Annotated in this window: 28 protein-coding genes; 11 read left to right on the forward strand and 17 right to left on the reverse strand. The window is 59.0% G+C overall.

Annotation, left to right across the window (positions count from 1 at the left end):
* Positions 1-31 precede the first annotated feature (31 nt).
* Entirely contained in the window at positions 32-1,054 is a 1,023-nt protein-coding gene (locus Q1M54_RS00905) for a tripartite tricarboxylate transporter substrate binding protein (protein WP_300552581.1), read from the reverse strand.
* A gap of 206 nt (positions 1,055-1,260) precedes the next feature.
* Here Q1M54_RS00905 and Q1M54_RS00910 point away from each other — a divergent pair, with 206 nt between their 5' ends.
* Positions 1,261-2,499: an FAD-dependent oxidoreductase gene (locus Q1M54_RS00910; RefSeq protein ID WP_300552583.1), complete on the forward strand. Its 1,239-nt coding sequence runs from the start codon at positions 1,261-1,263 to the stop codon at positions 2,497-2,499.
* A gap of 19 nt (positions 2,500-2,518) precedes the next feature.
* Here the strand turns inward: Q1M54_RS00910 and Q1M54_RS00915 are convergent, their stop codons facing one another.
* The 7 genes from Q1M54_RS00915 to Q1M54_RS00945 form a co-directional block, all read right to left on the reverse strand.
* A complete protein-coding gene (locus Q1M54_RS00915; RefSeq protein ID WP_366146236.1) occupies positions 2,519-2,992 on the reverse strand; it encodes a DUF3237 domain-containing protein in 474 nt (157 codons plus the stop codon).
* 61 nt (positions 2,993-3,053) lie between these two features.
* Positions 3,054-4,508 (reverse strand): aldehyde dehydrogenase, encoded by a 1,455-nt coding sequence (locus Q1M54_RS00920; RefSeq protein WP_300552588.1) that lies wholly within the window; start codon positions 4,506-4,508, stop codon positions 3,054-3,056.
* Positions 4,509-4,535: 27 nt separating this feature from the next.
* Complete coding sequence (locus Q1M54_RS00925) at positions 4,536-5,336, reverse strand: ABC transporter ATP-binding protein (RefSeq protein ID WP_300552591.1); 801 nt, start codon at positions 5,334-5,336, stop codon at positions 4,536-4,538.
* Complete coding sequence (locus Q1M54_RS00930) at positions 5,333-6,127, reverse strand: ABC transporter ATP-binding protein (RefSeq protein ID WP_300552594.1); 795 nt, start codon at positions 6,125-6,127, stop codon at positions 5,333-5,335. The genes Q1M54_RS00925 and Q1M54_RS00930 overlap by 4 nt, the downstream gene beginning before the upstream one ends.
* The gene (locus Q1M54_RS00935; protein WP_300552597.1) at positions 6,114-7,136 is read right to left on the reverse strand and encodes a branched-chain amino acid ABC transporter permease; all 1,023 of its coding nucleotides are present in this window, start codon (positions 7,134-7,136) and stop codon (positions 6,114-6,116) included. The genes Q1M54_RS00930 and Q1M54_RS00935 overlap by 14 nt, the downstream gene beginning before the upstream one ends.
* Positions 7,133-8,008, reverse strand: a complete 876-nt coding sequence (locus tag Q1M54_RS00940) for a branched-chain amino acid ABC transporter permease (protein WP_300552600.1) — start codon at positions 8,006-8,008, stop codon at positions 7,133-7,135. Before Q1M54_RS00940 ends, Q1M54_RS00935 begins: the two co-directional genes overlap by 4 nt.
* Positions 8,009-8,011: 3 nt before the next feature.
* Positions 8,012-9,202 carry an amino acid ABC transporter substrate-binding protein gene (locus Q1M54_RS00945; protein ID WP_300552603.1) on the reverse strand — a complete coding sequence of 397 codons (1,191 nt, stop codon included), beginning with the start codon at positions 9,200-9,202 and terminating at the stop codon, positions 8,012-8,014.
* 207 nt (positions 9,203-9,409) lie between these two features.
* Here Q1M54_RS00945 and Q1M54_RS00950 point away from each other — a divergent pair, with 207 nt between their 5' ends.
* Positions 9,410-10,378, forward strand: a complete 969-nt coding sequence (locus Q1M54_RS00950; protein WP_300552605.1) for a helix-turn-helix domain-containing protein — start codon at positions 9,410-9,412, stop codon at positions 10,376-10,378.
* A 49-nt stretch (positions 10,379-10,427) separates the two neighbouring features.
* On the opposite strand, the gene Q1M54_RS00955 is transcribed toward Q1M54_RS00950, so the two are convergent.
* Entirely contained in the window at positions 10,428-11,024 is a 597-nt protein-coding gene (locus Q1M54_RS00955) for a DUF502 domain-containing protein (protein WP_300552607.1), read from the reverse strand.
* Between the two features lie 157 nt (positions 11,025-11,181).
* Between Q1M54_RS00955 and Q1M54_RS00960 the strand changes: the two genes are divergently transcribed.
* From Q1M54_RS00960 to Q1M54_RS00970, 3 genes are all read left to right on the forward strand, one after another.
* On the forward strand, positions 11,182-12,258 hold the full coding sequence (locus tag Q1M54_RS00960; protein WP_300552608.1) for a 3-deoxy-7-phosphoheptulonate synthase: 1,077 nt from the start codon (positions 11,182-11,184) through the stop codon (positions 12,256-12,258).
* Positions 12,259-12,350: 92 nt separating this feature from the next.
* The gene (locus Q1M54_RS00965) at positions 12,351-12,563 is read left to right on the forward strand and encodes a DUF6290 family protein (protein ID WP_300552610.1); all 213 of its coding nucleotides are present in this window, start codon (positions 12,351-12,353) and stop codon (positions 12,561-12,563) included.
* Positions 12,547-12,816, forward strand: coding sequence for a type II toxin-antitoxin system RelE/ParE family toxin (locus Q1M54_RS00970; RefSeq protein WP_300552613.1), 270 nt, complete (start codon positions 12,547-12,549; stop codon positions 12,814-12,816). The genes Q1M54_RS00965 and Q1M54_RS00970 overlap by 17 nt, the downstream gene beginning before the upstream one ends.
* A gap of 120 nt (positions 12,817-12,936) precedes the next feature.
* Here the strand turns inward: Q1M54_RS00970 and Q1M54_RS00975 are convergent, their stop codons facing one another.
* The 3 genes from Q1M54_RS00975 to Q1M54_RS00985 are packed head-to-tail and all read right to left on the reverse strand — an operon-like array spanning position 12,937 to position 14,981.
* On the reverse strand, positions 12,937-13,203 hold the full coding sequence (locus Q1M54_RS00975; RefSeq protein WP_300552616.1) for a hypothetical protein: 267 nt from the start codon (positions 13,201-13,203) through the stop codon (positions 12,937-12,939).
* A gap of 58 nt (positions 13,204-13,261) precedes the next feature.
* A complete protein-coding gene (locus Q1M54_RS00980) occupies positions 13,262-14,239 on the reverse strand; it encodes a tripartite tricarboxylate transporter substrate binding protein (RefSeq protein WP_300552618.1) in 978 nt (325 codons plus the stop codon).
* 28 nt (positions 14,240-14,267) lie between these two features.
* Complete coding sequence (locus Q1M54_RS00985; RefSeq protein WP_300552621.1) at positions 14,268-14,981, reverse strand: YebC/PmpR family DNA-binding transcriptional regulator; 714 nt, start codon at positions 14,979-14,981, stop codon at positions 14,268-14,270.
* A 210-nt stretch (positions 14,982-15,191) separates the two neighbouring features.
* Here Q1M54_RS00985 and Q1M54_RS00990 point away from each other — a divergent pair, with 210 nt between their 5' ends.
* Together Q1M54_RS00990 and Q1M54_RS00995 are read left to right on the forward strand one after the other, a co-directional pair.
* Positions 15,192-16,031 carry an alpha/beta hydrolase gene (locus Q1M54_RS00990; RefSeq protein WP_300552809.1) on the forward strand — a complete coding sequence of 280 codons (840 nt, stop codon included), beginning with the start codon at positions 15,192-15,194 and terminating at the stop codon, positions 16,029-16,031.
* Positions 16,028-16,906 (forward strand): DMT family transporter, encoded by an 879-nt coding sequence (locus Q1M54_RS00995; RefSeq protein WP_300552623.1) that lies wholly within the window; start codon positions 16,028-16,030, stop codon positions 16,904-16,906. The genes Q1M54_RS00990 and Q1M54_RS00995 overlap by 4 nt, the downstream gene beginning before the upstream one ends.
* A 30-nt stretch (positions 16,907-16,936) precedes the next feature.
* On the opposite strand, the gene Q1M54_RS01000 is transcribed toward Q1M54_RS00995, so the two are convergent.
* Genes Q1M54_RS01000 through Q1M54_RS01010 form a run of 3 tightly spaced genes read right to left on the reverse strand, consistent with a single transcriptional unit; the run spans position 16,937 to position 19,913 of the window.
* Positions 16,937-18,220: an O-acetylhomoserine aminocarboxypropyltransferase/cysteine synthase family protein gene (locus Q1M54_RS01000; protein WP_300552626.1), complete on the reverse strand. Its 1,284-nt coding sequence runs from the start codon at positions 18,218-18,220 to the stop codon at positions 16,937-16,939.
* Between the two features lie 7 nt (positions 18,221-18,227).
* Positions 18,228-18,695, reverse strand: coding sequence for a CoA-binding protein (locus Q1M54_RS01005; RefSeq protein ID WP_300552629.1), 468 nt, complete (start codon positions 18,693-18,695; stop codon positions 18,228-18,230).
* 18 nt (positions 18,696-18,713) lie between these two features.
* A complete protein-coding gene (locus Q1M54_RS01010) occupies positions 18,714-19,913 on the reverse strand; it encodes an MFS transporter (RefSeq protein WP_300552632.1) in 1,200 nt (399 codons plus the stop codon).
* A 93-nt stretch (positions 19,914-20,006) separates the two neighbouring features.
* Between Q1M54_RS01010 and Q1M54_RS01015 the strand changes: the two genes are divergently transcribed.
* Entirely contained in the window at positions 20,007-21,206 is a 1,200-nt protein-coding gene (locus tag Q1M54_RS01015; protein WP_300552634.1) for a tetratricopeptide repeat protein, read from the forward strand.
* Between the two features lie 45 nt (positions 21,207-21,251).
* Entirely contained in the window at positions 21,252-21,806 is a 555-nt protein-coding gene (locus Q1M54_RS01020; protein ID WP_300552637.1) for a DUF2076 family protein, read from the forward strand.
* 27 nt (positions 21,807-21,833) lie between these two features.
* On the opposite strand, the gene Q1M54_RS01025 is transcribed toward Q1M54_RS01020, so the two are convergent.
* On the reverse strand, positions 21,834-23,087 hold the full coding sequence (locus Q1M54_RS01025) for an Hsp70 family protein (RefSeq protein WP_300552640.1): 1,254 nt from the start codon (positions 23,085-23,087) through the stop codon (positions 21,834-21,836).
* Positions 23,088-23,274: 187 nt separating this feature from the next.
* The gene (locus Q1M54_RS01030; protein ID WP_300552643.1) at positions 23,275-23,553 is read right to left on the reverse strand and encodes a hypothetical protein; all 279 of its coding nucleotides are present in this window, start codon (positions 23,551-23,553) and stop codon (positions 23,275-23,277) included.
* 229 nt (positions 23,554-23,782) lie between these two features.
* Between Q1M54_RS01030 and Q1M54_RS01035 the strand changes: the two genes are divergently transcribed.
* Both Q1M54_RS01035 and Q1M54_RS01040 read left to right on the forward strand, forming a co-directional pair.
* Positions 23,783-25,654 carry an ATP-binding protein gene (locus Q1M54_RS01035; RefSeq protein ID WP_300552646.1) on the forward strand — a complete coding sequence of 624 codons (1,872 nt, stop codon included), beginning with the start codon at positions 23,783-23,785 and terminating at the stop codon, positions 25,652-25,654.
* Positions 25,651-26,391 (forward strand): response regulator transcription factor, encoded by a 741-nt coding sequence (locus Q1M54_RS01040; RefSeq protein ID WP_300552649.1) that lies wholly within the window; start codon positions 25,651-25,653, stop codon positions 26,389-26,391. The genes Q1M54_RS01035 and Q1M54_RS01040 overlap by 4 nt, the downstream gene beginning before the upstream one ends.
* The last annotated feature ends 86 nt before the right edge of the window (positions 26,392-26,477 follow it).

Here is a 26,477-nt window from a genome sequence, read left to right on the forward strand (position 1 = left end):
GTCATTCTTTTCGCAAGGCTGACAGGCCAGTTCATTCCGCCACGATCTTGCGCTCACGGATGACCCGGCCCCACATGGCACTGTCGGCGGCCATGTAGCGTGCCAATTCATCTCGGCTGCCCGGCATGGGGGTCAAACCGTGTTTGTTGAGCTGGTCCACCACATCGGGCGTGGTCAGCACTTTGACAAGCTCTGAGTTCCATCGGTCAAGCAGCGGCTTGGGCACCTTGGACGAGGCCACAAAGGCGTACCAGTTGGTGGCGTTGAAACCCGTTAAACCTGATTCGGCAATCGTCGGCACTTTGGGCAAGCTGGCTACGCGTTGAGCCCCTGTGCTGGCCAGCGGAATCAGCCTGCCCGATTCAATGTGCGGTGCGGCTGTAGCCATCGTGGCGTACCAACCGGTCACACGGCCACCCAATACGTCTTGAAGTGCAGCCGCACCCCCTTTGTAGGGCACGTGTACGGTGTCCAAATTGGCCATGTCGTTGACCAATTCACCCGCCAAATGGGAGGCAGAGCCTGGACCTGTTGATGCGAAGGTGATCGTGCCAGGGCTCTTGCGTGCGCTGGCCAAAAACTCCGAAAAAGTCTTGATGCCAGCACCTGCGTGAACCACCAGCACGTTCGGGAAGTTGACCGCCATGGTCAATGGCGCCAAATCTTTGACGGGGTCGTAAGGCAGTTTCATCAGGTGCGGTGCAATCGCCAAGGGGCCCACCGAGCCCAACAACAACACACTGCCATCGGCTGGGCCGCTGGCGGTGAATTGGTGCGCAATGTTGCCCCCAGCCCCGGCTTTGTTCTCCACGGTGACCGAAATGCCCAGGTTCTCGCCCAAACGTTTGGCGATGATGCGGGCGCCCATGTCGGCCGCACCCCCCGCCACAAAGCCCACCACCATGGTGATGTTCTTTTTGGGCGGGAATTCTTGAGCCAAAGCGGGGTTGGCCTGCAAGCCCCAGACACCTGCCAACAACCCAGCGCAGGCCAAAAGCCATGAACGCCGTGACTTCTGCCAGGCGACCGCAGTATCAAATCCGTGGTGTTTCATCTTCAAGCTCCAATCCAAAGAGCCACAAGCCTAACAGGCCAGACCCGAGGCTGCAGTCGCTTGCGTTGCCTTTGCCAGCGGTTTTTTGGGGGTCTGGTTGTTGCTAATAGACGGGGCTGACATCGTCTCTATACTGATTCAAAGTGGCGCTTATCGGCTCATGTCAGCGCGCTTCCAACTTCGTTGTTCAAGCGGTATTCATCGGTATGGCTTCATCGGTTCTTGTTTTGGGCGCGGGCATGGTCGGCATTTCCACCGCATTGCATTTGCAGCAACGCGGGTTCGAGGTGGTGCTGGTGGATCGGCGTGCGCCAGGCCTAGAAACGTCCATGGGCAATGCGGGTTTGATCCAGCGCGAAGCGGTCGAGCCCTACCCTTTTCCGCGGGAGCCCAGCTTTTTGCTGGATGTGGCTTTGGGGCGCGGTGCCAAGGTGCATTGGCACGCTCAAGGTCTGTGGCAAATGGGCAAAGAGCTGCTGGGCTATCTGCACCATTCGCATCCTTTGCGCCATGCCGTGGCCACTGCGGCCTACAGCCGCCTGATTGCCCACTCCAACAATGCGCATGCCCCATTGATCGCGGCCGCAGGCGCGCAGGATTTGGTGGGGCATGAAGGTTACCGCTATGTTTTTCGCACGCCCGAGGCCTTCGACAAAGCGGCACAACGGGCCGAAGATTTGCTGGCACGTTTCGGTGTGCGCTTCCAAGCAGAAAACGCCGCCCAGCTCGCGCAGGCCGAGCCTGCTTTGCACAGGCCACTAGCGGGCGCCGTCCACTGGCTCGACACATGGACTGTGAATGACCCGGGTGCTTTGGTGCAGCGCTATGCCGACCTGTTTGAGGCGCGTGGCGGCTGTCTGATGACGGGTGACGCGGCCAGTTTGCAGGCGCAAGGCGCGGGCTGGTCGGTGAACACCACCGATGGCCCGGTGCACGCTGTGCATGCTGTGCTGGCCCTGGGCCCTTGGTCCGATGGCTTGATCCGCACACTGGGCTACCGATTTCCTCTTTTCATCAAGCGCGGTTATCACCAGCACTACACACCACCCGCCCCGTTGCGGCAACCCGTGCTTGACGCCGAGCGTGGCTATGTGCTGGCACCCATGCAGCGTGGCTTGCGACTGACCACCGGTGCCGAGTTTGCGCCCATCGATGCCGCACCCACGCCGGTGCAACTGGCCAAGGCCGAAGCCTTGGCGCGGCAATTGATCGATTTAGGCCAGCCCCTGCCCGAGCCGCCTTGGCTCGGCGCGCGTCCTTGCGTTGCCGACATGCTGCCCGTGATCGGCCCGGCGCCGCGCCACCCCGGGCTGTGGTTCAACTTTGGTCATGCGCACCAAGGTTTCACCATGGGCCCGGTGTCAGGCCGCTTGCTCGCCGAAATGGTGTGTGGCGAGCCCATTTGCGTCGACCCAACGCCCTATTCGCCAAGGCGGTTTGGGTGATCAAGGCCAGCCCAAGGCCTCAGCACACCCGGTAAAAGCTCATGAACACCCCATCGGGCGCGCGGCGGCCAACGCCGATGAACTGGCTTTCGCTCAGCCAAGCCCATGGCGGTGAGGTGGCTTCGAGCTTGGGTTGGCAGCGGAAGTAAACCTCGTCCGGGTTGACGGGTTGGCCGTTCATGATGCGTCGAGAGTTCTCGAGCGAGGCCACGCGCAAAGCGGTGTTTTGCACAAACACACGGCTGCCGTCGTCGAGCTCGATGACATAGCGCGCATCCAAATGGGCCTGCGTGCCACCGCCCAAGATCAACTGAAAGTCGGCACCACCGGCCAGCACTTTGCCGTTGACCCGGGGGCCCGTCACGGTGCCGCCCGTGATGGGGATCATGCGGCGCAAGCCGGCAGGTGTTTGACCCACCTCCACAGGCGCAGCGATGGTCACGGCCAGATCGCACAGGTGTTCAAGTGTGGGGGGTGGCAAGGTCAAATTCATGGTCATCCAAAAATGGACGCCTTGAGGGTTCAAGGCGTCACCCGGTCTTTACCGAACCCGATCAGAAGGGGTAGTGGCGAGGCGTGGTTTGAATGGTGATCCAGCGCAATTCTGTGAATTCGTGGATGCCCGCTTTGCCACCAAATCGGCCGTGGCCACTGCCTTTGACGCCGCCAAAAGGCATTTGTGCTTCATCGTGCACGGTGGGGCCGTTGACGTGGCAAATGCCAGAGTCGATCTTGCGTGCCACGTTGAAGGCCCGGGCAATGTCTTTTCCAAACACCGATGAAGACAGGCCGTATTCGTTGTCGTTGGCGCAAGCGATGGCCTCCTCAACACCTTTGACGCGAACAATGGCCTTGACGGGTGCAAAACTCTCTTCGCGGTAGATGCGCATGGCCGGGGTCACATGGTCCAGCAGAGTCGCAGGCATGAGCGTGTCGGTCGATTTGCCGCCACACAGCAGCTTGGCGCCCTTGGCCAGTGCATCGTCGATCAGGCCGTTGCAATGATCGACGGTGCCCATGCCAATCACGCTGCCCAAGACCACAGGCTCGGGCTTGCGAGGGTCGCCAAGGGGCAAGTTGCTGGCTTTGTTGGCAAAGCGCTTGACGAACTCGTCGGCAATTTTTTCATCGACGATGATGCGTTCTGTGCTCATGCAAATCTGGCCGCTGTTGGCAAAAGAGCCAAATGTCGCGCCATTCACCGCGTCGTCGATGTCGGCATCATCCAAGATCACCATGGGCGCCTTGCCCCCCAGCTCCAGGATCACGGGTTTGAGGTATTTGGCGCAAGTTTGTGCGATGATTTTTCCGACCTTGGTCGACCCCGTGAAGTTCACGCGGCGAACCGCGGGGTGAGAGACCATGGCCTCCACCACGGCGCCGGCATCTGCAGGGGCATTGGTGATGTAGTTCACCACACCTGCTGGGAAGCCGGCTTCTTGAAAAGCTTCCACAATCAGCTGGTGCGTTTTGGGGCAGTTCTCAGACCCCTTGAGGATGACCGTGTTGCCGCATGCCAATGGGGTGGCGATGGCACGCACGCCCAAAATGACAGGGGCGTTCCAAGGGGCAATGCCCAGCACCACACCTGCCGGTTGGCGAATGCCCATGGCCAGACTGCCTGGCACATCCGAAGGAATCACTTCACCCGAGACTTGGGTGGTCAGTGATGCGGCTTCGCGGATCATGCCCGCAGCCAAAAACACATTGAAGCCCGCCCACATGCCCGTGGCGCCGGTTTCGGCGGGAACCGCTTCGATGAAATCCGGTGTTTTCGCTTCCAGTTTTTCGGCCGCTTTGAGCAACAAGGCTCTTCTTTCGTTGGGGCCTGTTTCACTCCAAGTTTTAAAGGCTTCGGCAGCCGCTTCAACCGCCATGATCGCGTCCGCTGTCGATGCAGCGGGTGCGCGGGTGGCCACGGTGCCATCCAAAGGGTTGCGCCGTTCAAAGGTGGCGTTGTTTTCGGCTGTGACCTTGAGGCCATTGATGAGCATGGACATATCGGACATGGAAATGCACTCCTGGAAAATGAAGAATCAGACGGAACGAACGGTTTTTTCAAGGGCTTGGGATGCGGAGCGTGTGTCGCTGGATGCCGCACCCAGATAAGCCTCACGGATGACACTGGAGCGCGCCAGCAATTGCGACGACCCATGCGCCACCAAACTGCCGCGCTCAATGACGTAGCCCCGGTCGGCCACCGCCAGCGCTTTTCTGACGTTTTGCTCCACCATCAAAACCGTGGTGCCGCTGTCGGCAATGCGCCGGGTCATTTGCAGCAATTCATCGACCATGCGGGGTGCCAAGCCCAAAGACGGTTCGTCCAGCATCAAGAGCTTGGGCGCGGACATCATGGCGCGGGCAATGGCCACCATTTGTTGTTCGCCACCACTCATCGTGCCGGCCAGTTGGTTGAAGCGTTCACGCAGTTTGGGAAAGTCATCCATCACAGCACTCATGCGGGCCTGGCGGTCCGCAGCCGACTGCAGCCAACCGCCCAGTTCAAGATTTTCTTGAACGGTCATTTGGGGGAAAAGTTGCCGACCTTCAGGGACCAAGGCCACGCCGGCCTGAACGATCTCATGGGCTTTTTCGGGCAAGTCATCGCCGTTGAACAAGACCTCGCCACGCATCGGAATTTGGCCGGACAGGGCGCGCAACAAGGTGGTTTTGCCTGCGCCATTCGGACCCAAAATCACTGTCAAGCCAGGCAAAACGTCAAAGTTCAAATTGCGAACCACTTCAAAGGGGCCATACCCCGCAGACAAACCGCGCACCTTGAGTTGGGCTTTTCCTGATCCACCCAAGACAAAGGGCTGAGGGCGATACCACATCATGCCAATCCCTCCGAAGCGTTGACCATTTCGTCACCCAAATAAGCTTCAATGACTTCTTTGTTCTGAACCACTTCCGAGGGCCTGCCGTCGGCGATCTTTTTGCCTTGGTGAAGAACGATCACCCGCTCGACATGCTTGAGCAATATCTTCACGGCATGCTCGATCCAGATGACCGACAAATCGAGTTCGTCACGCAGCCGACGAATCAGCCGGGCCATTTCTTCCACTTCAATTTCAGTCAGCCCTGCGGCCACTTCATCGAGCAGCAAAATTCGCGGACGTGTCGACAAGGCCATGCCGATTTCCAAGATGCGTTGCTGTGAGGGTGTGATGGCCGCTGCTGGCAAATCGGCCAGTTGCGACAGCCCGATCACCGACAAGATGCTGCTGACATCACGCAGTGCCCATGGCACGCCGATTTCTTCGCCCCAAAAAATGTATTTGCGCGGTCTGCGCCCTGCGAACTGCAAGCCAAAGCGGATGTTTTCGCTGACGCTCAAGTCGGCAAAGACGCGAGGGGTCTGAAAGGTTCTGGCCAAACCGCGTGCCGCAAAGCTGTGGGGTGCAGCACCCGCCAGGGATTTGCCCTCAATTGAAAGTTGCCCAGCTGTGAGTGGTGTGACACCCGAGATGGCATTGAAGAAGGTGGTTTTGCCAGCGCCGTTGGGCCCCATGATCCCCACCAATTCACCGGCTTGGATGTCCACACTCACTGCATCCACGGCGGTCAGTCCGCCAAAACGCACAGTGATGTCTTGTGCGCGCAGCAGTATGTTTTTAGGTGCCGACAATGCGTCTCTCCTTGGCGCGTTTTTTGTCTCGCGCTTTGTCCCCGCTCAAGTCGTAGCGCAGATCTTTCCACCATTGGCGGGTATCGGTGCGCCAATCTTTGAAGGTCTGCCAGCGCAGTGAAGCCAGGCCCCCAGGCAAATAAAGGACACTGAGGATCAGCAAAAAGCCGAGGGTCATCATGTAAATCTGAGGCGCTTGCAGGCGCAGGGTCTCGGCCAAGATGCTGAACACAATCGCGGCAATCAAAGGCCCCCAGATGGTCATGGCGCCACCAATCAAGGCAATCAAAACCGTTTGAAAACCAATGAACGGATTGAACGCCGTGTGCGGGTCAATGTAGGTCCAGCGCACCGCCATGGCAGCGCCCACGCCACCGGCCACCGCCGCAGTAAAGGCAAAACCGGCCACCTTGATCCACCGCGTGTTGACCCCCAAGGTTTGCGCCCGTTGCTCGTCCCCGCCAATGCCCAGCAGCGCCAAGCCAAAACGGGTCCGACGCAAGCCGATCGACAGGCCCACCGAGATCACGGCCAGCAACAAAACGGTGTGATAAATGGTGTTCATCTCGGGCACGGTGGTCAATACCCGACCCACGGTGCCATGCACCGACTTTTCGTAATAGCTGATGGCGTGGCGAATCAACTCGGCCATGCCAAAGGTCAGCACGGCAAAGTAAGTGCCCCGCAGGTGCAACACGCCCAGGCCCATCACGACAGCCACGGCCGCAGCCACACCCGAACCCAGCGCAATGGCACTGGCCCAAGGCAAGGTGTCCAAGTTCATGGCGGTGGTGTAGGCGCCCAAGCCAAAAAAGGCGGAAGTGGCCAAGGACAAGTAGCGCGAGGCGCCGCAGAAAAACCCCCAGCTGGTCGACAAGGCGACATACATGAGGCACGTCAGCGCCATCGACATGGCAAATTCGCTGCCATAGCCTGGCAATGCCAAGGCCCAGCCTGTCAAGCCAAACAGCACCAGCACATCACGCCACAACAAGTTCTTGGAGTTCATTTTGCAAAAAGCCCTCTTGGACGAAACAACAAAACACCAATGAAGACGACATAAGAAAGCAGGGCCTTGAGCGACGGGTTGGTGAAGTGCATGCCCAGCGCTTCAATCACGCCCAACATCAGGCCACCCGCCAGTGCGCCGCCCATGCTGCCAAACCCGCCCAAGGTGATGACGATCAATGCGGTCACGGTGTAAGGCTCGCCCATGGAGGGCGAGATGGTGTATGCCATCGAGAGCAAGCAACCGGCCAAACCAGACAGGCCCAGGCCGATGCCGAACATCAAGGGGTGCAAAGTGCGCGTGTTGATGCCCACCAATTGCGCACCCACTTGCGATTGCATCAGCGCCCGGACCCCTTTGCCCAGCAAGGTTTTCCGTAAAACGACCATCAAGCCCAGGCTGAAAACCAAGGCCATGGCAAACACCAGCAGCTTGTTGCCAGCAAATTGGGCACCCCCCATGGCCACCGGGTCGGTCATGAAGTCATAGCCCCGAAGCTCACCCCCCCAAATCGCCGAGACCATGTTTTGGATCAGGAACATCAGGCCAAAAGCCACCATCAGGCCCCGGGCTTCGAAGATGTCCAGGGTCGGCGATGTGGCATTGAGGCGCCTGAAGCACAGCCAGTGCACCACCAAGCCCACCAACATCAGCACCCCAAACGACACGGGCAACATGAGCAAAGGTGACAAGCCAAACTGGGTCTGAACCATCCAGGTGAGGTAGGCCCCCACCATCAAGAATTCACCGTGCGCAATGTTGAGAATGCGCATGAGGCCGTATTGAAGATTCAGCCCCAGCGCCACCAATGCGTAGATACCGCCAGTGATCAAGCCACTGGCAATGAGCTCCATCCAGGCGGTGATCGACACGGCTTACTTCCAGACGGGTTTGTTGGTGTTGAGCTTGGCTGTGGCCAATTTGGGTGGCCAGACCACCTCAAATTCGCCGTTTTGCCATTGGCTGACCGTGCCTGGTGTGGCCGTGTTTTCACTGCCTGTGAACTTCACGTCACCAATGATGGTCTTGTGGTTGGTGTTGGCGATGTAATCACGCAACGCCTTTTTATCGAGGCCCACTTGCTTGACGCCTGCAGTCAGGATCTCCAAGCCAGCCCATGTGTGGCCACTGGCCCAACGGTCGGGTTCTTTACCGCCATACTTTTTGGTATGTGCGTCAAAGTAAGCCTTGGCACCGGGGCTGGTTTTGGCGTTCCAAGAGCCCATGCCCAAGACGCCCTCAGCGCCGGCAGGGGTCATGACGTTGCGGTACAACTGGAAGGCGGTGCCCACCGAGGCGTAGAAAAACTTGGGGTTGAAGCCCACCTCTTTGGACTGGCGGCTGGCCAAGATGGTGTCGGGTGGGTAGGTGAAGCCCACGAACGCATCTGGGTTTTTGTCCTTGATGGCGCGCAAAACTGGCGACAAGTCTTTCACGCCGCCGGGGTAGCTTTTTTCTTCCACCATTTGGATGCCACTGCCTTGCAATGCAACCTTCAAGGCGGCGTAGTTTTCAAGGCCAAACAGATCGTCCACATAAATGCAGGCAATGGTTTTGACGCCGTTGGCCTTGAACATCTCGACCAAGGCATTGGTCATGGGTGCAGGTTGCTGCAGCAGCAAGAAGAAGTAGGGCAACTTCATCTCGACCAGTTTTCGGCTCAAGGCCGTGGGTGCCAAAAACGGGTAGCCAAAACGGTTGGCCAAAGGCGCCACGGCAAAGTTGGCGTTGCTGCCCCAAGGTGGCAAGACCAGATCGACTTTGTCCGATCCCATGAGCTTTTCATAAGTTCGAACACAGGTTTCCACATCGCTGCGGTCGTCTGAGCTGATCAACTCGATGGGGCGTTTGACGCCTTTGACATCCAAACCACCGGCTGCATTGACTTGTTCGGCCCAGAGCAGGTAGTTCGGCTCTTGACTGACTTGAGCGCCCCCAGTCCATGGGCCTGTGCGGGCCATGGCGTAACCGATGCGCACAGGCTTGGCCTGCGCACGCAGGGCGGGCGCCAGCGAAGCAGCACCCAAGGCTGCGGCACCTTGAATCATTTGTCGACGTGTCGTCATGTTTTGTCTCCTGATGATGGATCTGCTCAGACCCTGTTGAGTGAAAGAAAACCACGCCGTAACTTACAGGTTTAATCCCAAGCGTGCTGTGCAATTTGTGCACTGTTTTCATCTGGGCAAGCGCACGGATATACGGGTAATCCCTCAATCTTGGGCTTTGAGGGGAATTTCGTGCTTGTCCATAATGGTTTTTTGAGCCAAAACCCCATGTCCAAAACCCTGTCCATGTCCACCGACGCATTGCCTGTCAAAGACAGGATGGGCCAGTGGTCGGAATGGATCACGCAGCAATTCGGGGGCTTGCAATCCGACCTTTACGGCGACACGGTTTTCGATGGGCACATGCACACCTCCCGTGCGGGTCAAGTCATTTTGACCAAGCTGGAGGCTTCCAGGCACCGGGTGGTCAGAACCCCACAGATGGCCCGAACCAGTGAGGTGCCCTATTTGAAAATCGTGGCCCCCTGGCAGGGCCACGCGCAGGTGCATCAAATGCAGCGCGAAGCCAAGGCCGACGTGGGCGGCTGGGTGATCTACGACACCACCACCGCCTATGAAGTGGCCAATCCCAGCCGCGTTGAGCATTTGATTGTCATGGTCCCCAAAGACCAAGCGGCCCAAAGAGGTTTGCGCTTGGACGGTTTGATGGCCCGGCGTCTGGGCTCAGGCGGGATATCGCGCGTGGCCTTGGAGGCGATGCGCAACACCTACTTAGAGCTGCCCTACATGAGTGACAGCGCCGCGCAAGGTGCGGGCGACTTGATCATTGACTTGGTCAAACTCTCCTTGTCTGAATTGGCGGGTCAAGAAACCGCCATGACCCAGCGCGAGGCTTTGCGCGACAGGATCAGACAGCATGTTCACAAGTACCTCAGAGATCCTGACTTGAGTGTGGACGGCATAGCGCGAGCCCTCAATTGCAGCCGCAGGCACTTGTACAACGCCTTTGAGGGCGAGGGCGAATCGGTGGCGGCTTACATCCAGCGCATGCGCCTGGAGGCTTGCATCAAAGACCTTCAAGCCAGCACACCCAAGGCCCGCCCCATCACCGACATCGCGGTCTCATGGGGGTTTGGCAACCCCTCCCACTTCAGCCGATTGTTCAAAGAGCACACCGGTGCCAGCCCCAGCGATTTTCGCAATCAAAGCCTGGAAAAGCTGAGTGGCCATTTTTAGACCAGCCCGTTGTCGCTTGGATGGGGCTTGTCGTCCAAAACTTCAAGCCTCAGTCTGAGTTTGTCGGTTTGGTGTTGCCCATCCAGGCCGTCAATGAAGAGCGCATCGCCTCTTCCACCGACATGTCCAGCACTTGCACCCATTCACGCGGCACAAACACGGTGTAGCCACCAATCATGTAGCCCATGGGCAAGTAAACGGCCACGTGTTGGCGGGTGTGTGCGTCCAGTGGCAGGTCCGTCAGGTTTTGGCGTGTGACCAGACCGATGATCGACATGTCGCTGTCCGGCTTTTTCAGCAGCACCACCTGTTGTGCATCGCGCTCGTGTGGCGAAAAATAATCGGCAAAGCTTTTGAGCGAGGAGTAAATGCTTTTGACCAGCGGCAAGTTGGTGAAGGGCAGTTCCACCCAACCCAGCACCAGCTTCATGAAAGGCTGCGACACCAAAAACCCCAGCACTAAAATCAACCCGGTGCCCAGCACAATACCCAAGCCGGGCAGGTAAAACTCACCCGTGAACGGGCGCAGCATCTGCATGGCCAAACCCTCGACCCAGGTCACGAACAAAAAAAGCACGTAGACCGTGAGCCCGACCGGCAAGAAAGTGATCAGGCCGCGGAAAAAATAGGCGTAAAGGCGTTTCATGCGGTCCATTGTGACCGCACACCAAAGGGCCCAAATGAGCGGGGGAAAGTGACGAGTGAAAGTGGGCTTGCCGGCCCGTGGGGGCCGAGAAAGCGTGCCTGCGTTTTAATACGGGCTTGTTTTTCTGGCCCACCAAATTTTGCGCTGACTCAAACCCATGCTTCCCACCCAAGACAAAACCCGCATCGACGACACCCGAATTGCCTCGGTGCGCCCCCTCATGACCCCCGCCCTCCTGGAGGAGCGTCTGCCCGCATTGCCTGCGCACTTGGCCTTGGTGGAGCGTTCACGCTTGGATATTTCAAAGGTGTTGCAGGGTCAAGACGACCGCTTGGTCGTGGTGGTCGGACCGTGCTCTATCCATGACCACGACCAGGCCATCGCTTACGCTAAGCTGCTCAAGGTCGAAGCCGACAAGCACGCCCAAGATCTGCAGATCGTGATGCGCGTTTACTTTGAAAAGCCGCGCACCACCGTAGGCTGGAAGGGCTACATCAACGACCCGCACCTGGACGGCAGTTTTGCCATGAACCAGGGGCTGGAGATGGCGCGCCAATTGTTGCTGGACATCCTCGACGTCGGCCTGCCCGTGGCCACCGAATTCTTGGACTTGCTGAGCCCGCAGTTCATCAGTGATCTGGTGACTTGGGGCGCGATTGGTGCCCGCACCACCGAAAGCCAAAGCCACCGCCAACTGGCCAGCGGCCTGTCGTGCCCGGTGGGCTTCAAGAATGGCACCGACGGCGGCATCAAAGTGGCCGCAGATGCGGTGGTGGCGGCCAAAGCCTCGCACGCCTTCATGGGCATGACCAAAATGGGCCAAGCTGCGATCTTTGAGACACGCGGCAACCAAGACGTGCACATCATCTTGCGCGGCGGCAAAGCGCCCAACTATTCAGCTGCCGATGTGGATGCCGCGTGCAAGGCGCTGGAGGCCTCAGGCATTGCGCCGCAAGTCATGGTGGACGTGTCGCACGCCAACAGCAGCAAACAGCACGCCAAACAAATTGAGGTGGCGCAGGATGTGGCCGCTCAAGTGGCAGGCGGGGACCGCCGCATCATGGGTTTGATGATCGAAAGCCACTTGAACGAAGGCCGACAAGATCTGAAAGAAGGCCAGCCGCTGGCCCACGGCGTGTCCATCACCGACGCCTGCATCAGCTTTGCGCAGACCGTACCGGTGCTGGACGTGCTGGCGCTGGCCGTGCAAAAGAGACGGCTTGTTTGTGACTGATGACGCTTTAACTCGCTGCGCGTGCGGCGCCACCGCCACACAGTGAATGGACTGGCTATACTTGTATAGCAACCAATCAAAGGGAAAAAGTCATGCTTGCCATCCGCCTGCCCGAAAACATCGAAGCACGCTTGGGTCAATTGGCCCAAGAGACCGGAATGACCAAAACCGCTCTGGTGCGAGAAGCCATCCTCGAACACATCGACGACCTCGAAGACTATTTCTTGGCCGAGGCCCGCGCCCGCCAGAACCGCAACACCATTTCGCTGGAAGACGTGGAGCGCGAGCTTGGCCTGGCAAATTGAGTTTGACCCGGACGCTCTCAAAGACCTGCGCAAAATTGACAAGCCCATCCAAATCCGGCTGGTGGGTTTTCTGCGCACACGTGTCAGCAGCTTGACCAATCCACGCGACATCGGTGAGGCCCTCTCGGGTCAGCGCTTGGGCAATTATTGGAAATACCGCGTGGGCGACTGGCGGATCATCTGCGACATCCAAGACCAAAAAATCTTGGTGCGCGTGCTGCGCATCGGTAATCGGCGTGAGGTTTACCGTTAGGGGCGGAAGCGTCAATCCCTGAAAGGTTTGGCCTCAGGACAATCTGTAATTGCACGACTGGGCCAGCGCCGCCTGTGGCCATGGCCACTGCAAAACAAATGAGCGTCTACCCCGCAGGCGTCAAGCCTTATTGCTTGAAGTCCCATTGGTCGTGCGCCAGATTGACGGGTTGCCAGATTTGTCGTTGATCCAGTTGGCATACATATTCATGGCTGGGTAAAACAGTTCGCCTTTGACATCATTCCAGATAATGGTGTCATAACTGCCATCGAAGAGAATACGGCCTTGAATAGGAGGGAAGTTGTGATTTGTATAGAGTGCACCATTCCAGTCATTCCGAGGGTGCTGATCAAGCTTGATGGAGTACGCTGGTGCGTGTGCACCCATGACCTGGCAACGCGGGCCATGGACCGCTGTAACGAGAGCGGCCCTGACCCCGCCCGGTTCAGTCCAGACTCAACCCGATCTTGCGCGACACGGCGCCCCATTTGGCAAAGTCCTTGGCCACTTTGACGACCGCCTGCTCGGGCGTGCTGCCAATCACGATCTGGTCGGAGGCCTTGAGCCGCTCGGTGGCCTCTGGGTTGCGCAGCGCGTCGACCACTGCTTGGCGGAATTTGGCCACGATGTCATCGGGCACTTGTTTGGGGGCGATCAAGATCAGGCTGAAGTCGGCCTCGTAACCTTTCACCCCGGCTTCCTCGATGGTGGGCACTTCTGGCAAAGAGGGCGAGCGCGCCTGGCCCGACACCGCCAGCGCCGTTAACTTGCCCGAACGCACATGGGGCAGCACCGTGGGCCCGGCCAGCAAACCGCAAGGCACCTGGTTGGCCAGCACGTCTTGCATGGCGGGGGCTGGGCCTTTGTAGGGGATGTGCGTCATCTGCATGCCGGTCATGCTCAGAAGCAACTCGGTGGACAAATGCCCCGGCACACCGGCGCCGCCCGAGGCATAGCTCAAGGGCGAGGTTTTGGATTTGGCGATCAGCTCGGACACTGTTTTGACACCCAACGAAGGGTTGCACACCAAGGTTTGGCTGAACGAAGACAACACGCTGATGGGCTTCAAATCGTCGAGCTTGAAGGGCATGGATTTGTACACATGCGGGTTCACGGTGAGCAGGGTGTCGGTTGCGAACAAAAAGGTGTAGCCATCGGGCGCGGCACGCGCCACGTTGGCCGCGCCGATGTTGCCACCCGCGCCGGGTTGGTTCTCGATCACGATGGGTTGCTTGAGGTTGGCCAAAATCCTTTCGGCCGCTGTGCGCATGACCAGGTCACTGGGCCCACCGGGTGGGAAGGGAATCACGACTTTGATCGGGCGCTGTGGCCAGGCTTGGGCCAGGGCGGTGCTGCTGGCGGCCACAGCCACCATGACAGATGCGGTCAAGCCCACGCGGCGAAAACTCAGGGATGAAAACATGCAGAACTCCTGAAAAAATGGAAAGGCATCAGCCCAGCAAACCCACAAACACGTTTTGCACATCGTCGTTGTTGTCGACCGCGCCCAAAAAAGCTTCGACTTCTTCGAGTTGTTCGGCGCTCAGGTTGGCCGGGTCGACCGGGTTCTTGGGTTTGTAGCCCAGCTTGGCAGACACCACGGTGAAGCCGTGTTCGGGCAGGGCGCGGCTGACCAGGTCCAGGTCGGTGGCTTCGGTGATGAACACCGTCACGCCGTCTTCGTCGGCGGGCTCAAAATCTTGCGCGCCCGCTTCGATGGCGGCCAGTTCAGGGTCAGCCCCGGCTTGGGTGGGTTCGGCTTCGATCATGCCCACATGGTCAAAGTCCCACGACACCGAGCCCGAAGTGCCTTGCTGGCCCTTGCGAAACAGCACGCGCATTTCAGAGGCGCTGCGGTTCACGTTGTCGGTCAGCACCTCGATCATCACCGGCACTTGGTGCGGCGCGAAGCCTTCGTAAATCACGCGGTCAAAGCTCACGGCATCACCCAGCAGACCCGCGCCCTTCTTGATGGCGCGCTCCAGCGTTTCCTTGGGCATGGACACCTTGCGGGCTTGTTCAACCACCAGGCGCAGGCGCGAGTTGGCTGCCGGGTCAGCGCCGTTGCGGGCGGCGATCATGATGTCTTTGGCCAAGCGGCCAAACAATTTACCTCTGGCGTCTGCGGCTTGTGCTTTGCCTTTGGCTTTCCATTGCGCGCCCATGGGGTCTTCCTTGTGTTGGGATCAAAGTTGGAAGTTTAAGCGCTCGCCCGTCCCAGCTTTCGTCCAATGTGGGTCTCACAGGTCACAGGCGACAGGCCCTCACAGGGCAATAATGGCCTTCAGGAAAAAATACTGCCCATGAATCACCCCGCCTTGCCTTTGTTTCCCGGTTTTGCCCACCACCTGCTGGAGGTCAGCCCCGGCATTTCGATGTCAGCCATGGTCGGTGGACAGGGGCCCGGCCTGCTCTTGCTGCACGGCCACCCCCAAACCTTGGCCATTTGGCACAAAGTGGCCCCCACGCTGGCGCAACACTTCACCGTCGTGGCGGCCGATTTGCGTGGCTACGGTGATTCGTCCAAGCCCGAAGGCGGGCCAGACCACGCCGCCTATGCCAAGCGCAGCATGGCGCAAGACATGGTGGGTCTGATGCAGCGCTTGGGTTTTGCGCGCTTTGCGCTGCTGGCCCACGACCGGGGCGCCCGGGTGGCGCATCGGCTGGCCATGGACCACCCGCAAGTGGTCAGCCGCATGGCCCTGCTCGACATCGCGCCCACATTGGCCATGTACGAACAGACCACCGAGGCCTTTGCACGCGCCTATTGGCATTGGTTCTTTTTGATCCAGCCACAGCCCCTGCCCGAACGTTTGATCATGGCCAACCCAGCGGCTTATGTCACCGATGTGATGGGCAAGCGCAGCGCTGGGCTCGCTCCGTTTGATCCGCGGGCCCTGGCCGAATACCAGCGCTGCTTGGCCCTGCCGGGCGCAGCCCATGGGTTGTGCGAAGACTACAGGGCTGCTGCCGGCATTGACCTGGTCCACGATCGGGAGGACATCGGGCAGGGGCGACGGCTTCAGATGCCTATTCAGGTACTGTGGGGCGCGCAAGGCGTGGTGCAGCGCTGCTTTGATCCGATCAAGGAATGGCAGAAAGTGGCCCATCATGTCAGCGGCGAGGCCTTGCCCTGCGGCCATTACATCGCCGAAGAGGCACCTGAAACCTTATTGGCCAAGGCCTTGCCGTTTCTGCAAGGGCTGGCGGCATGAGCCAGCACAACCGGCGTGGCATCGTCACCATGACCGGTGCGATGGTGTTTTTTGTGGTGAATGATGCCTTGGTCAAATGGGTCAGCGCCGACCTGTCCACACCGCAACTGATCTTCGTGCGCGGCGTGATGACCACCGCGCTGTTGCTGACTTTGGCTGGGTGGATGGGTCAGCTGCAACACTGGCGCACCACATTGACGCGCTCGGTGCCTGCCCGCGCCGTGCTCGACAGCCTGGCGTCCTTCACCTACCTCACTGCGGTGTTTCACATCCCTTTGGGCAACGCCACGGCCATCAATCTCGCGGGGCCCTTGTTCCTGACCCTGATGGCGGTGTTCTTTTTGCACGAACGGGTCACGCTGGGCCGCTGGGGGCTGATCTTGCTGGGCTTTGCGGGTGTGCTTTTGGTGGTGCAGCCGCGCATGGGGGACTTCAATGCCTATGCCGTGCTGTGCTTGTTTGCGGCGGCGCTGCACGCGGGGCGTGATTTTCTGACGCGCCTGGTGCCCGCGCAAGTGCCTTCGCTTTTGATCACCTTGTCGACGGCGATCATGGTCACTGTGTTGGCCGGTGTGTGGAGTCTGTTTGAGCCCTGGAAGCCGATGGCGACGCGGCACATGTGGCAGCTGTTTGGCGCGTCGCTGTGTCTGGCTGCGGGTTACCACTTGCTCACGCTCAGCATGCGTTGGGGCGACATGAGCGTGATCGGGCCATTTCGCTACAGCGGCCTGTTGGTGGCGCTGGTGCTGGGTTACTTGATGTGGGGCGATGTGCCCAACCTGTTGGCTTGGTGCGGCATTGCCTTGGTGGTGGCTGCCGGATTGGGTTTGCTCCAGGCCGAGCGCATGCGCAAGCAGGCTGCGGCTGGTCTGTAGGTCGGCGGCCTCAGCCCCGACAACAAGCATTCACGAGCTCGCTTTGTCCAGCGACTGGTCGATGTCCCACAGGATGTCGTTGAGGTTCTCGAGGCCGACCGAGATGCGCACCATGTCCGGCGGCACCCCTGCGGCCAGTTGCTGGGCCTCGTCGAGCTGGCGGTGTGTGGTGCTGGCCGGGTGGCTGATCAGGGTGCGGGTATCGCCGATGTTGACCAAGTGGCTCATGAACTGGGCCGATTCGATGAACTTCACGCCCTGGTCCAGACCACCTTTGACGCCAAACGACAGCAGGCCCGAGGCACCGCGCATCTGGCGTTGCATCAGGGCGTGTTGTGGGTGGTCGCTCAGGCCGGGGTAGTTGACCCAGGCCACTCGCGGGTCGGCTTGCAAAAATTTGGCCACGCCCAAAGCGTTGTCGCAGTGCTTTTGCATGCGCAGTGGCAGGGTCTCGACGCCCTGCAAAATTTGCCAAGCGCTCATCGGGCTGAGTGATGCGCCAAACACGCGCAGGCTTTCCATCCGGCAGCGCATGGAAAAACCAAAGTCACCAAAGGTCTCGTAAAACTTCACCCCGTGGTAGCCCTTGGATGGTTCCGTCATGCCCGGGAACTTGCCGTTGTCCCAGGGAAATTTACCGCCTTCAACCACCACGCCACCCAGCGTGGTGCCGTGGCCCGCGAGGTATTTGGTGGCCGAATGCACCACGATGTCGGCGCCCAATGCAAGCGGGTTGCATAGCAAGGGGCTGGGCACGGTGTTGTCGATGATGAGCGGCACGCCATGTGCGTGGGCCACCTCGGCCACGGCAGCGATGTCCAGCACCACCATGCTCGGGTTGCCCAGACTCTCGGCATACACCGCCCGGGTGTTGGGGCGCATGGCAGCGGCAAAGGCCTCGGGTTTTGTCGCATCCACAAAGGTGGTCTCGATGCCGAACTTGACCAGACTCACGGCCAGCAGGGTGACCGAGCCACCATACAAAGCCCCAGCGGCCACCACATGGTCCCCCGCTTGCAAGATGGTCATCAGCGCCATGGTCTCGGCCGCCATGCCCGAGGCACAGGCCACCGCTGCGCGTCCGCCTTCGAGTGCGGCCACCCGCTCTTCGAGCACCGCCACCGTGGGGTTGCTCAAGCGCGAATACACATTGCCAAAGGTCTGCAGGTTGAAGAGCGATGCCGCGTGCTCGGCGCTGTCAAACACGAAGCTGCTGGTTTGGTAGATGGGCAAGGCGCGTGCGCCGGTGGCCGCATCGGGAATTTGCCCGGCGTGGATGGCCAGGGTCTCAGGGTGGAATGTGCGATCGGTCATGGTCTTTTTATACCAGCCGTCGCGCCGAGATGATGCCGGTGTTCACGCCCACCCAGTTCAGACCCCCAAACAGTCGGGCGTGTTCGATCTTGACGCAGCGGTTGGTGACCGAATCCATGCCAGCCTGCCGAGCCAAGGCGTCGGCCTCGGGGTTGGCGACGCCCAGTTGCTGCCACAGGCACTTCGCACCGACTTGCACCGCCTGCTCAGCAATCGGCAGCACGTCTTCGCTGCGGCGAAAAACATCGACCATGTCCACTTTGAAGGGGATGTCGCCCAAGCTGGCGAAGCAGGTTTCACCAAGGATCTCACCGCCCGCATAACGCGGGTTGACCGGCACGATCTTGAAGCCGTGAGACTGCATGTACTTGGCCGCGAAATAGCTGGGCCGATGCCACTCGGCCGACAAGCCCACCACGGCGAGGGTGCGGTAACTTTTGAGGATGCGCCGCAGCGCGTGCAAATCGTTGTGCATGTGGTCCTTCTTTTTTGCTCAATACCGGGCCTGCCCGCTGCGCTGCATCTGCCATGAGGCCCAGGTGGCCATCAGTGACAACACGCCGCACACGGCCATCACGCCCAGGTAATGCCCGCTGCTGTCAAATGCGGCCCCGGCCAGCACAGGCCCCAACAGGTTACCCAGGGCCGCGCCACTGTAGAGCGTTCCCACCACGCTGGCCACCGATTTGCCGCCAAAGTAATCCATGCAAATGGCGGGCAGCAGCGACACGATGCTGCCATAACTCAGGCCAAACCACAGGGCAAAAATCACCAGCATGCCCTGCCCGCCCGCCGCGCCCCACAGCGCATAAGTCGCTCCCATGGACAGCTGCATCAGCACCAGCGTCTGCGCCCGGCCCAGCCTGTCGGCCAGCAAGCCAATGGCAAAGCGCCCGATCAGGCTGCCTACACCGATCAAGCCCACCAGCCCCACGGCAAAAGCCTCGCCCAGGCCCAGATCGCGCGCCGAAGCCGACACGTGCGCGAACGGAATGAACATCACCGGCGAGGCCAGCACCGTGGCCAGATACAGCCAGCGAAACGTGGGGCTGCGCAAGGTTTCGCGCAAACTCAGGCCCGTGGCCGAGCCGCCTGCACCCGTGCTACCTGAAGCCGTTGCCGGTGCTGCAGGTGCAAGCCGCAGCAAGGCCGCTGCCAACAAGCCCAGCACCAACACACCCAAGGCCAGCAGCTGCATGGCTTCGCGCCAAGGCATGGGGCCAATCGCCATGGCCACCAGCACCGGCACCAGCAAGGTGCCCGCACCCACGCCCGAGCTGGCAATGCCCCCGGCCAGCCCCCGACGGGTGGTGAACCAGGGCTGCACGCTGGCAATGGAAGGCGTGTACACCAGCGCGATGCCCAGGCCCACCAACAAGCCATAGCTCACATACACCGCCAGCAAAGACGTGGCCCAACTGGTGGCCAGCAAGCCCAGCGCAATGAGGGCCATGCCCGCCGAGCACACGATGCGCGGCCCAAAGCGGTCGGCCAGCATGCCGCCGCCTGCGCCCAGAACAAAATAAACAAAGCCCGAGAGGCCAAAAATCCAGGACACATCCGCCCGCTGCGCCGAGAACTCGACGGCGAACGATTCAAAAAACGCCGCGAACGAATACGACACCCCAAAGATCACAGCCAGACACACAAATGTGGCCCAAACCACCACCCAGGCGTAGGGGGTTTCTTTCATGGTGTCTCCGGTGTTCGCATGTTGCAAAGCATTGTGCCTTGCACGGGATGGGCACACCCCTGAGGTCAAAAAGCCTGTGTCACACTGGCGCGCATGGACACCTCACTCGAACAAGCCCGCCAGGCCTTTCTGGATGGCGTTGAACAGTTTGAACGCCACCAATTTGAGGCGGCGGCATCCCTCTTTGAACGGGCATTGCAGCTGGCACCGGGCAGGCCGTCGGTGTTGATGAACCTGGGTGCCAGCTGCGTGCAGTTGGGTCGCTTTGAGCGGGCCGATGAATGCCTGCGCCAATCCTTGGCGGCCGATGGCCAGCAGAGCGATGCCTGGGTGGCTTGGGGGGTCACGCAGATGGCGTTGGGCCAATGGCCACAAGCCCTGCACAGCCATGAGAAAGCCCGTGCTTTGGGCGCGGATGGCGCCGAGTTTTGTTTGCGCTGGGGTCAATGCCTGGCTTATGCCGGGCAGCTGCCTCAAGCCGTGCAGGCGTTTGACCAAGCGCTGGCGCACGACCCCAACTTGGCCGAGGCTTTTAGCCAGCGTGCCCATGCCCAGCGTGACATGGGGCAAACCGAGGCAGCGATCGCGGACTACCAACGTGCGCTGGCGCTGGGGGCCGACCCTGAATTGCACCGCTATTACTTGGCCGCCCTGAGCCCGGATCAGCCCTCGGTGAACGCGCCCGCGGCCTATGTCGAAAAACTCTTTGACCAATACGCCGACGACTTCGAGGCGCACCTGGTCGGGCAACTGGGTTACCAAGGCCACAGCGTGCTGTTGCAGCACCTGCCCGCGGACTCGGCGGCCCGTTTTGAACGGGTATGGGACTTGGGCTGCGGCACCGGTTTGTGCGGCACCTTGATCCGCCCCCGCGCCCAGCATTTGACCGGTGTGGACCTGTCTTCGGTCATGGTGGCCAAGGCGCGTGCGCTGGGGGTTTACGACAGCCTGCATGCGCAAGAGTTGGTGGCCTTCATGCAGCACACCACAGAGCCAGCCGATTTGGTGCTGGCGGCCGATGTGTTCATTTATGTGGGCTGGCTGGAGGCGGTTTTTGAAGCCCTGAGCCCACGCGTGCGTTCGGGCGGCTGGCTGGCCCTGACCGTTGAAGAGGCCGATCCGGGTTTTGAAGTGCAACTGCACAGCAGCTTGCGTTATGCGCACGCCTTGACCTATTTGCAAAAGCTGGCCGCAGAGTACGGCTGGGAATGGGCCAAGGTGCACCGCGCGCCCTTGCGACTGGACCAAGCCCAGCCCCTCATGGGTGCTTATGTTTATTTGCAAAAAACCTGACAATGCTGAATCCTTAGTTATGACCCAGCCAGGAGAACCTCGCTCATGAACGCTCAGGAACGCGACCAGCTTCAGCAATTCTTGGCCACCTTGCGGCAGCAGCGTGTTCAGCCCAAAGATCCTGTGGCCGATGGCCTCATCCGGGATGCCTTGGCCTCACAAACCGATGCCACTTACCTTTTGGTGCAACGGACCATGGCGTTGACCTTGGCACTTCAAGCCATGCAAAACCGAGTACAGCAATTGCAAGCCTCATCGGCTGCGGCACTGCAAGCCTCAAACCCGCAGCCAGCATCGGACGCATCCAACGCTGTCGCCAGTGCCGTGCCCTCTCAGGCGCCATTGTCCCTGCCGGTTAGCGGCGTCAATGCGGCGCAACCCAGTCTGTGGATGCGCGGCTTGGTCGGGCAAGTGGGCGGTACGGCGCTTGGCGTGGCCACGGGCGTGGTGGCGGGCGGTGCCCTGTTGCAAGGCCTTCAAGCCTTGTGGGGAGTAGACGCGGCTTCGCCTGATTTCGCCCAAGGCTCCGTTGGGGGCTTGTCTACCGCTGAACCGGATGCGGGCGACGGCCTGTGGGACTTGGGCGACGACTGGGCCTGAGTTCAAGCGCCTCCTTCAGCGGCAGATTCAGCGGCTATAGGCCAAGCCCAGCGCCACGCCGCCAAACAAATCGCCCTCCACCACAGGCACTCCCACAAATGCGGCTTGCAGGGTCTGCTGGAACGTGCTCAAAGCCGACGATCCCCCCGTCAGGTAAATCGCATCCAGTGAAGCGTTCGTCAGGCCTGCGCGTTTCACGCACTCGCGTGCGCACCTCACGGTGCGGTCTAGTAAATCTTGCAGTTGCGCTTGCATGTCGCTCACGCTGAGCTCTGCTTGTAATCCGCGCTCGATCACCGACAGGTCAATGCCTGTGCTGGCACTGTTCACCGAGCAACGGATTTTGGCCTGCTCGACCTCATGGGCCATCAAATGGCCATACCGTTCGGTCAGCACGCACATCAGACGATCGTGCAGGCAGGGATCGCTGTAATTGCTGCGCAGGTTTTTGGCTTGGCTGATGGCTTTGGCTTGGTATTGCCAGTGGATCAAATGCCAAGTGGCCAAATCAAAAAACACACCACTGGGCACCTCGCGTTGTTCGGGGCCCATGTGTTTGTAGCCCAGCAGAGGCATCACCTGCGCCAAATTCAGTTGCCGGTCGTAGTCGGTGCCGCCAATGTGCACACCTGTGGTGGCCAAAATGTCTCGGCTGCGGTCGGCGTGACGCATGCGCTCTGGCCCCAAGCGCACCACCGTGAAGTCCGAGGTGCCGCCTCCCAAGTCCACCACCAACACCGTGCTTTCTTGGGTCAGGCGTTGCTCGTAATCCAGCGCGGCGGCGATGGGTTCGAGCTGAAACGACACCTCGTCAAAGCCCACCGACTTCACCGCTTGGCGCAGTGAGGCTTCGGCCTGCGCATCGCGCTCGGGATCGTCGTCCACAAAATGCACTGGCCGGCCCATCACCACGCGGCGCGGGGCACTGCCCAAGCTTTGGGTGGCGCGCTCGCGCAGGGCGGCTAAAAAGGTGGCAATGATGTCCTGAAAGCTGATTTGCTGATGGCCGATCTGCGTGGTCTCCAGCAGCAGTGGGCTGCCCAGCAGGCTTTTGAGCGAGCGCATCAAGCGGCCCTCTGTGCCCTCCAGGTAATGCCCGATGGCATCGCGCCCGAAGTGCGTGCTGTTGTCCTCAGCGTTGTAAAACACCGCTGTTGGCATGGCCAAGGCCTCGCCCTCAAGGGCCATCAGGCGGGCGTCGCCTTGGGGGCCGAGCCAAGCCATGGCCGAGTTGGAGGTGCCGAAATCAATGCCAAGCGTGCCGGCAGGAAAAAAGTTCATGGGGAGGGTAGACAAAAGCCGACAGTCACAGTGCAGGTGCCTGCCAAAGCGGGCAGGCCTTAAGGACCGGGCATTTTGCCACCAAGCGCTACACTGAGGCAGACACTAGTTACGCGCTCATTTATGAGTTGCTCTGAGCCTCTGTGGACAGCTTGGCAACGGTGCATTCATTGACGTCTTATCGCGGTCAGCGGCGGTTGAAATACTGCCGCATTTCAGCGAGAGTTTGAGACTCCTTGTACTTGACTGGAACGACTTTGGCCGTGCTGCTGGGAAAAACGTCCTCTTGCGTCAAGTTGTACTTTTCCATCACCGCCATGATCTGAGCGGTGCCCTGGTCCACCTCTTCTTGCCGCAATCGCGCTTTCTCCAAATCAGCGTCCATCTTTTTCAAGATTTCCAGCGACTGCGTGATTTTGAAATCAAGCTCTGCTTTTTGCTGCTCAAGCTGTTTCAGTGAAGGCATGGTGAGGTCCCGAAGAGTGAGTGAATAAGACGGTGGCAATCTAACAGTCACGCTGGTGTGACCGCACACCAAAAATCATGAAAACACACAGATGCTCACAGCTGAGGGGTTAAATGTTGTGCAGGGGCTGCATAAGCTCACAGTTGCTCTCACTTTCAACACATCATTTCGCTTGTATTCACATCCCTATGGTTTATGGCACCTCAAACTTCTATGATTTGAGACATCCATGAAACGCTTGTGTTGTCTGCTGTTGCTCTTGTTGTTCCAACTGTCCTTGTATGCAGGACAGGAGCGCTATGAAGTCGACACAGCTTTTTTCCACGACGATCAGCAAACGCACACACTGGAGAGCATCCAAGCGCAGGCATTTCAACCCTATCGGGGGCAACTTCGCCTTGGATTTACTCGGGGTGAAACCTGGATTCGGATTCAACTGAAGGACCTCCCAGCCAGTGCGGCTCCAGACCCGGGCCTTTCTTTGGTTTTAAGGGTGGATCCCTACACGCTGGACAAATTGGATTTTTACCAACAAACCTTCGGAAACTGGACGCACCAACTTGGGGGTGAGTTGCAGTTGGAAAAGAAAAATATTTGCATCGAGCTACAGCACTGTTTCGAATTCAATGCATCAAACGCGCGCAATCAGTTTGCATATTTGAAGGTGCAAACGACCGGTGTTCGCATAGTGCGCATGGATGTGATGGCTCCTGATCAGGTTTTCGAGTCATCGATTGGAGTGATCAAAAGCGTCAACACCGCTTTGAACCTTTCCGTCGCATTGTTGGTTCTTTCGGTGACGTTTCTGTTTTTTGAACGTTCACGCTTGCTGCTGGTATTTTGTGGATTTCAAACGACGGTTGTGCTGTCGATTTGCGCTTTTTCAGGTGCCTTGCAGGAATGGTGGGGTGTCATGCTGGAGGTTCAACCCAACACCATGACAAGCTTGGCGTTGGTGATGCGCATGGCAATGACGGTCCTTTTGGCATGGGCGGTTGTTTCTGATTACAAGCCCAGTTCGACCTACCACAAATGGGTCGCTGCTGTTCTGATGGCATGCGGTTTCAATCTTCTGCTTGTTTTATCTGGGTACGAAACCGAGGCAGGCTTGGTGAATTACGGACTTGGCTTTTTAATCCCTTATATCCAGATATGGGGTGCGCGCACGGTCAGCACACCCATGTCTGGTCGATGGATTTTTACAGCAGGATGGTTGGTCTTTCTACTATTCATTGTCTTGGGGTTTCCCTACAGTTTCGGCTACGAGGATTGGCGGGATCAATTTAAGCTGGTGCAAACCAGCGGGGACCTGCGGCTCAACGGCATCCCGATTGGCATCGTGATTTTTTGGTTGGTCGCTACAGAAAAGGCCAGCCGAAATCGGAAAAAATTCTTGGAACTGCAGGCCTTGAAAATTCAAGCCGCCGAATCCAAAGCTCATGAAGACGGTTTGAAAGAACGCCGAGATCTGATTGACATGCTGACCCATGAATTGAAGACGCCTTTGAGCACCATCAAGTTTGCGATGGCATCGCTCAAAAGAACCGTGTTGGTGCAGGGTGAGTCATCCGATAGGATGATGCACATCAATGCCTCGGTAGAGCGCATGGACGCCATGATTGAGCATGTTGCGCTCTCCAACAAAATTGAACGGATGGAGGCCCTCGGCACAGAGGAGACCGTCTCAGCACTCGAACTGATGAACGTGGTGATGCAGGAGTACCGTGAGCCTGAACGCTTTGAGCTTGACATTCAGGATGGGGTGGTTTTCCGAGCTGCCCCACATTTCCTGGCTTTGATCATCGAGAACTTGGTGAGTAATGCTGTTAAATATGCCCAAGACGGCAAAGTCAGGATCAGCATTCAAGACGAAGCTTCGAACATGACTTGTTTTCGCATCAGCAATCGTGTGGCGGATGATCACCATCCAGACGAGGCGCGTTTGTTTGAGCGCTACTACCGCCATCCCAGTTTCCAAGACAGCCCGGGCATGGGCATTGGCTTGAGTTTGGTCAATTCCGCGGCACAAAAAATGGGTGCGCATGTGCACTACCAAAAAATCGACCAAGACGTGGTCTTTGAAGTGAGATTTCCCCGTTGAACGACTTGCACCGTGACGCCAAAGAATCATCCGCGCCATTGGTGTTGGCCTTGGTGGAGGACGACCGCTTGCTGCGGGAAGAAATCGAGGTGCATTTGGAGGCGCATGGCTTTGAGGTGCATGCGGCCAACAGCGCATCGGGTTTGGATGAACTCAATGCCCGCATTGCCTTTGACCTGTATCTGATTGACTTGAATCTACCAGGGGAAAATGGTCTGAGCCTTTGCCGGCGTGTGCGGCAATCGCGTCCCGATGCGGGTATTGTGATCATGACCGCCCGAGTGGCGCTGCACGACCGCATTGCGGGCTACAAACAGGGCGGCGCAGACGTTTACCTGACCAAGCCAGTGTCGCCGGATGAGTTGGTTTTGGTGTTGCTGAGTTTGGGGCGGCGCCTGAAGCATTCGCAAGCGTCCAACCAGTGGTCGCTGAGTTTGCGCGATCGCACCTTGTTGGGGCCGGACCAAACCCTCAAACTTCGGCTAACGAGCAAGGAAAAAATCATTTTGTTGGCGCTTGTTCAGGCCAAGGACAACACGTTGGAGTCTGGTGTGCTCTGCGATTTGTTTGCCGAAGAGGACAACGATGCCTTGATGAGCAAGCATGCCTTGGAAGAGTTGATTGCCCGTTTGCGCAAAAAATTCAAAAGCGCACAGGCCGATGGCGATGAGCCAGCGATCAAGTCGGTTTGGGGTGTGGGTTACCAGCTGTGTGTGCGGATCCAATTTGTCCATTGAAGGCGTACCCTGCACATGGGGATCACGGAAACAGAAATGTCCCTCGGGTTTTGGTATAGATTCGGTAGCTTGTTCACAAGTTCAAA

This window comes from Limnohabitans sp. Rim8 (assembly GCF_943326455.1).
Lineage (GTDB): Bacteria > Pseudomonadota > Gammaproteobacteria > Burkholderiales > Burkholderiaceae_C > Limnohabitans_A.